A 5,232-nucleotide genomic window follows, 5' to 3' on the forward strand; every position below is an offset into this window, starting at 1 on the left:
TCCAGGCCTGTACCATCATGAAGAATACATCGATATGTGTCGTGGTCCACACGTTCCACATATGGGCTTCTGCCAACACTTCACGCTACTTAACGTAGCGGGTGCTTACTGGCGTGGTAACAGTGACAACAAGATGCTTCAACGTATCTACGGCACTGCATTCCACGACAAAAAAGCGCTTAAGGCTCACCTAGTGCGCCTAGAAGAAGCGGCTAAGCGTGATCACCGTAAAATCGGTAAGCACTTAGATCTATTCCACATGCAGCAAGAAGCACCAGGTATGGTGTTCTGGCATCATAACGGTTGGACTATCTTCCGTGAGCTAGAAGTATTTATTCGTCAGAAGCTGACTGAGTACGATTACCAAGAAGTAAAAGGCCCATTAATGATGGACCGTGTTCTTTGGGAGCGCTCTGGTCACTGGGATAAGTACGCTGAAGCGATGTTCACGACTTCTTCAGAGAACCGTGAATACGCGATCAAGCCAATGAACTGCCCTGGTCACGTTCAAATCTTTAACCAAGGTTTGAAATCTTACCGTGATCTACCGTTACGTATGGCTGAGTTTGGCTCATGTCACCGTAACGAGCCGTCTGGCGCACTTCACGGCATTATGCGTGTTCGTGGCTTCACTCAAGATGATGCTCACGTATTCTGTACTGAAGACCAAGTTCAGCAAGAAGTTAAAGCTTGTATTGAAATGGTTTACGATACTTACACAACTTTCGGTTTCGAAAACATTGTTGTTAAGCTATCTACTCGTCCAGAACAGCGCGTAGGTTCAGACGAAATGTGGGACCGTGCAGAGGCCGATCTTAAGCAAGCGCTTGAGGCGATGGAGATTGCATACGAGATTCAAGAAGGCGAGGGTGCGTTCTACGGACCTAAGATTGAATTTACTTTGCATGATTGTTTGGACCGCGCATGGCAATGTGGTACAGTGCAGCTCGATTTTGCATTACCAGAACGTTTAGGTGCAACTTACGTAGGTGAAGATAACGAGCGTCACACGCCAGTTATGATTCACCGCGCGATTTTAGGTTCACTAGAACGCTTCATCGGTATTCTTATTGAAGAATACGCTGGCTTCTTCCCAACGTGGTTGGCGCCAGAACAAGCAATTGTTATGGGCATTACAGACAAACAGTCTGAATATGTACAAGAAATTGCGAAAAAACTGCAAAAAAGTGGATTTAGAGTCAAAGCAGACTTGAGAAATGAGAAGATTGGCTTTAAAATCCGCGAACATACTTTGAAACGTGTACCGTTCATGCTTGTGTGTGGTGACCAAGAAATGGAAGCCGGCGAAATTGCAGTACGTACACGTAAAGGTAAGGACCTTGGCAAATTTAAAGTGGATGACTTTATTTCATACATCCAAGCCGAGGTTTCAAGCCGTAAGCTCAATCTGGAGGAATAGCTATTAAAGGCGGAAGACGTGGCCAACAACCGGCCAAACAAAACCAGCACCGTTTAAACGGTGACATTCGTGGCGTTCGTGAAGTGCGTCTAACTGGCGCAGACGGCGAAGCTGTTGGTGTAGTAACAATCGCTGAAGCGATGGAAGCTGCAAATGAAGCTGGTATGGATCTTGTAGAGATCAGCCCTAACGCCGAGCCGCCAGTTTGTCGTGTGATGGACTACGGTAAGTTCCTCTTCGAGAAGAGCAAAGCTGCGAAAGAGCAGAAGAAAAAGCAAAAGCAGGTTCAGATTAAGGAAATTAAATTCCGACCTGGAACTGATATTGGAGACTATCAGGTAAAACTACGCAACCTGACTGGTTTCCTTGAAGACGGCAACAAAGTGAAGGTAACAATTCGCTTCCGTGGCCGCGAAATGGCTCACCAAGAAATCGGTGTTGACGTTCTTAATCGTTTGAAAGTAGATACTGAAGAATTTGCAGTTGTCGAATCTTTCCCAACGAGAATTGAAGGTCGCCAGATGATCATGGTGTTGGCCCCTAAAAAGAAGTAATTAACGGCTTTGCAAGTAATTAAACCCTGCAGCCTCAGGTTGCGGGGTTTTATTCGCCCTAATTACTATGTTATTAACAACTCAACAATGCGGAGTTATTCATCATGCCTAAGATGAAAACCAACAAAGGTGCTGCTAAGCGTTTCCAGAAAACTGCTGGTGGTATTAAGTTTAAGCACGCTGGTAAACGTCACATCCTGACTAAGCGTACTACTAAGAACAAGCGTCAGCTACGTCCGAACTCGATCCTTCCTAAATGTGAAGTTGCTCAAGTTCTACGTATGATGCCATACGCTTAATTCTTTTTAGTTTATAAATTCGTTTAGTTTAGGAGAAGCATAATGCCTCGCGTAAAACGTGGTGTACAAGCTCGTGCACGTCATAAGAAAGTTCTAAAACAAGCTAAAGGTTACTACGGAGCACGTTCACGTGTTTACCGCGTAGCTTTCCAAGCAGTTACCAAAGCTGGTCAATACGCTTACCGTGACCGTCGCAACAAGAAACGTCAATTCCGTCAACTTTGGATTGCACGTATCAACGCGGCATCTCGTCAAAATGGTCTATCTTACAGCCGTTTCATCAATGGCCTTAAGAAAGCATCTATCGAGATCGACCGTAAGATTCTTGCTGACATCGCAGTATTCGACAAAGCAGCATTTGCTGTTCTAGTTGAAAAAGCGAAAGCATCTCTATAATTTAGAGTTAGCTTAAAGGTTTAATAAAAGGAGAACTTCGGTTCTCCTTTTTTATTGCCTGCTATTTGGCTTTGCCGCATTCTCTCGCATCTAATTTTTATTCGCTTGAACAAGCATTCTGGTATATAAACATTTACCTAACCTTTAAATGTTAAGCGACCGAGATAAATGACCGCACCGACTACTATGACGTTCTTCGAACGTTTTGAAACTGACATCCTTTCTGGCAAGAAGACGATTACTATTCGCGATGAATCTGAGCGCAATTACCAGCCAGGTAGCGTTGTAGAAGTATCAACGCTAGAGCAGGGACGTGTATTCTGTAATCTTAAGATCATTAGTGTAGAACCAATCTTGTTTGATGACTTAGGTGAGTTCCATGCGGAGCAAGAGAACATGACGCTAGAAGTCCTCAAGGGTGTGATTCAAGATATCTATCCGGGTATCTCTCAACTGTATGTGGTTTCTTACGAGCTTGTGTAACCCGCTTTAAATAGAATTTGTTGATCAATACAGCGTCTAACGCAGAGCAATGAGAAAGGGAAGTCACAATGAGTGAATTACAGAATGGTGCAGCTCAGCAAATTTTGCTCCAACTTTATTGTCGTGAGCAAAATGAGCAGCCGTTAATCTCTAGAACTGATCTCGACCTTGCTCTTTATGATAGCGAAGGCTTTCTAGCGTGGCGTGATACAAAGCGTGACTTCATTGTCAGTGATATCGAGAATCGAGTTTGGGTGAAGAGTTGCCCCGGCGGTTACATCACTGAAGTACACTTCAATGCTGACGGTTCTCTGATTGAATATCGTTTGTTCGATCGATTTGAAACAACAGGGCAGTGGCAACTAAAAGATGGGTTGTTACACGTCGAGATTTTGAAGGGCGAGAATCGCTACCAGTTTACTGTTGTGGCTCGTGCTGATCTCAATATTCACTCTGCGGTGGAATATAAAAATGGTGAGCTGCATTCGTATCTGAAATTGGTGCAGGCTGAGCGTTAATCCCTTTTAGCCGACCTTGCTTGTCCATTAGAATAAGTGATATTCCAAGAATAAAAAAGCCAACAGTGATGTTGGCTTTGTTGTTTTCAATTCGACCGATTACTTCCAATCAACACGCCATTAAGCTTCGAAGTTCGCCAGTTGAGTATAAAGCTCGCTGTCTTGATCTTGCTTTGCACAAACCGTCAGTAGGTCTTCAATAAAGTACTTCAATGCACGCGCTTCAATTCGACGAATGCCTTGTTGCTGCTCTTCAGTCAGATAACCGTAGATAGTTGCTGCTCCGAAGTCACCAAAGATCATCTGACCTTGCTCGTTAACCAAAGTGTTGTGTGCGTATAGATCACCATGACAAACTTTGTTGGCATGAAGGTGTTCAAACACATCAATCATCTGCTCTGTAATACTATTGATCTTAGCAATTGAAAGCTCGAAGCCTTCATTGAACGTATCGCGAGTGCAGCTTTCAAGAGTAGGGGGCAAACCTAGGTTGTAGTAGTTGCTCGGGATAAGCTCCATCACCAATGCTAGGTAGTTATCTTCATCAACTTGTGCGATAGACTTCACTAGGTTGCTATGTTGGCCTGCTTGAAGACATGCTTCAAGTTCATCATGTGGGTAACCGTCACTGGTCACTTCGCCTTTGAATACTTTAACCGCCACTTCTTGTGGGAAATCAAAGTCACCGTTTAACCAGTTAGCATGAGAAATTACACCAGACGCACCTTGGCCCAGCACTTGATTGAGTGAGTAGCATTGCGAGCTTACGGCAGGCACGCTATCTAAGCTACTTGGATGTTTGCAAAATGGGTTACCCGCAAACGCTAACCAAGCCAGTTTTGGTAGCTTGATAAGGAACTCTGGGAATTCAGTCAGTTGGTTTGCAGACAGACGAACCAGTTCAAGGTTTGATAGCTTTTCCATACTTTCTGGTAAAACACGAATCTTGTTACCTGCCAATGCGAGCTTTTGCAGGCGTGGTCTTTCACCTAGTGAGTGAGGGAGAACCTCAATTGCATTGTCTGTCAGGATCAACCAACGTAATTGAGCAGGTAAAGATTGCTCGCTGACGGTTTTAATTTGATTAGATTTGAAGCCAACCATTTCGAGCTTAGGAAGAGTACCTAGAACATCAGGAAGGTGCGTGAACAGGTTATTCGACGCGAAGATGATACGCAGGTTAGTCAGCTGTGATAGCTCGTCTGGTAAGCTTGATAGTTGGTTTCCATAGAGGTCTAGAACCTCTAGAGAATCGGCAAGATCTAAGATCTCTAATGGAAATTCAGTGAGCTCTGCTGACAGTTTTAAGTGCTTAATCCCTTTAAGTTGCCCTGATTTAAGTTGTTCTAGAGTATGCAAACCTTAGCCTTATGAATAGATGTTCGAGGCGTGTAGTTTACTTGTCTCAATCGAGAAAGGCGAGCACCGGAGCGATGCTCGCTTAACTACACTAAGTGAACGAATTTACGAAGGTTAAAGTCGTATATGGTTTTGGCTGACGCCGACCTCCTTAACAAAATCAGCATCATGACTCACCAAGATAAATGCGCCTTGGTATTCAC

The 5,232-nt window shown here is 44.1% G+C and carries 7 protein-coding genes; 6 read left to right on the top strand and 1 reads right to left on the bottom strand.

The genetic code is table 11. The features are described 5' to 3' along the window. The 6 genes from thrS to AB4496_RS11005 form a co-directional block, all read left to right on the top strand. Positions 1–1,420: threonine--tRNA ligase (thrS, locus tag AB4496_RS10980; RefSeq protein WP_372130947.1), on the top strand; the 1,420-nt coding region annotated here is incomplete at its 5' end. A gap of 2 nt (positions 1,421–1,422) precedes the next feature. Continuing rightward, positions 1,423–1,974: a translation initiation factor IF-3 gene (gene infC, locus AB4496_RS10985; protein ID WP_077680304.1), complete on the top strand. Its 552-nt coding sequence runs from the start codon at positions 1,423–1,425 to the stop codon at positions 1,972–1,974. Between the two features lie 104 nt (positions 1,975–2,078). Beyond that, a complete protein-coding gene (gene rpmI / locus AB4496_RS10990) occupies positions 2,079–2,273 on the top strand; it encodes a 50S ribosomal protein L35 (protein ID WP_004738430.1) in 195 nt (64 codons plus the stop codon). 42 nt (positions 2,274–2,315) lie between these two features. Continuing rightward, complete coding sequence (rplT, locus tag AB4496_RS10995; protein ID WP_004733517.1) at positions 2,316–2,669, top strand: 50S ribosomal protein L20; 354 nt, start codon at positions 2,316–2,318, stop codon at positions 2,667–2,669. Between the two features lie 168 nt (positions 2,670–2,837). Further along, positions 2,838–3,152 carry a N(4)-acetylcytidine aminohydrolase gene (gene yqfB / locus AB4496_RS11000; RefSeq protein ID WP_009846506.1) on the top strand — a complete coding sequence of 105 codons (315 nt, stop codon included), beginning with the start codon at positions 2,838–2,840 and terminating at the stop codon, positions 3,150–3,152. Positions 3,153–3,220: 68 nt separating this feature from the next. Continuing rightward, positions 3,221–3,670 (top strand): hypothetical protein, encoded by a 450-nt coding sequence (locus AB4496_RS11005; RefSeq protein ID WP_102257340.1) that lies wholly within the window; start codon positions 3,221–3,223, stop codon positions 3,668–3,670. Between the two features lie 120 nt (positions 3,671–3,790). Here AB4496_RS11005 and AB4496_RS11010 read toward each other — a convergent pair whose 3' ends face one another. Continuing rightward, on the bottom strand, positions 3,791–5,029 hold the full coding sequence (locus AB4496_RS11010; RefSeq protein ID WP_102257339.1) for a leucine-rich repeat-containing protein kinase family protein: 1,239 nt from the start codon (positions 5,027–5,029) through the stop codon (positions 3,791–3,793). Positions 5,030–5,232 lie beyond the last annotated feature (203 nt).

This window comes from Vibrio sp. 10N.222.46.A1 (genome assembly GCF_041473595.1).
Classification (GTDB): Bacteria; Pseudomonadota; Gammaproteobacteria; order Enterobacterales; family Vibrionaceae; genus Vibrio; species Vibrio tasmaniensis_A.

Excerpts from the sequence above, each read along its gene's own strand:
- rpmI (WP_004738430.1), top strand. The coding sequence starts at position 2,079 with ATGCCTAAGATGAAAACCAACAAAGGTGCTGCTAAGCGTTTCCAGAAA.
- rplT (WP_004733517.1), top strand. The coding sequence starts at position 2,316 with ATGCCTCGCGTAAAACGTGGTGTACAAGCTCGTGCACGTCATAAGAAA.
- yqfB (WP_009846506.1), top strand. The coding sequence starts at position 2,838 with ATGACCGCACCGACTACTATGACGTTCTTCGAACGTTTTGAAACTGAC.
- AB4496_RS11005 (WP_102257340.1), top strand. The coding sequence starts at position 3,221 with ATGAGTGAATTACAGAATGGTGCAGCTCAGCAAATTTTGCTCCAACTT.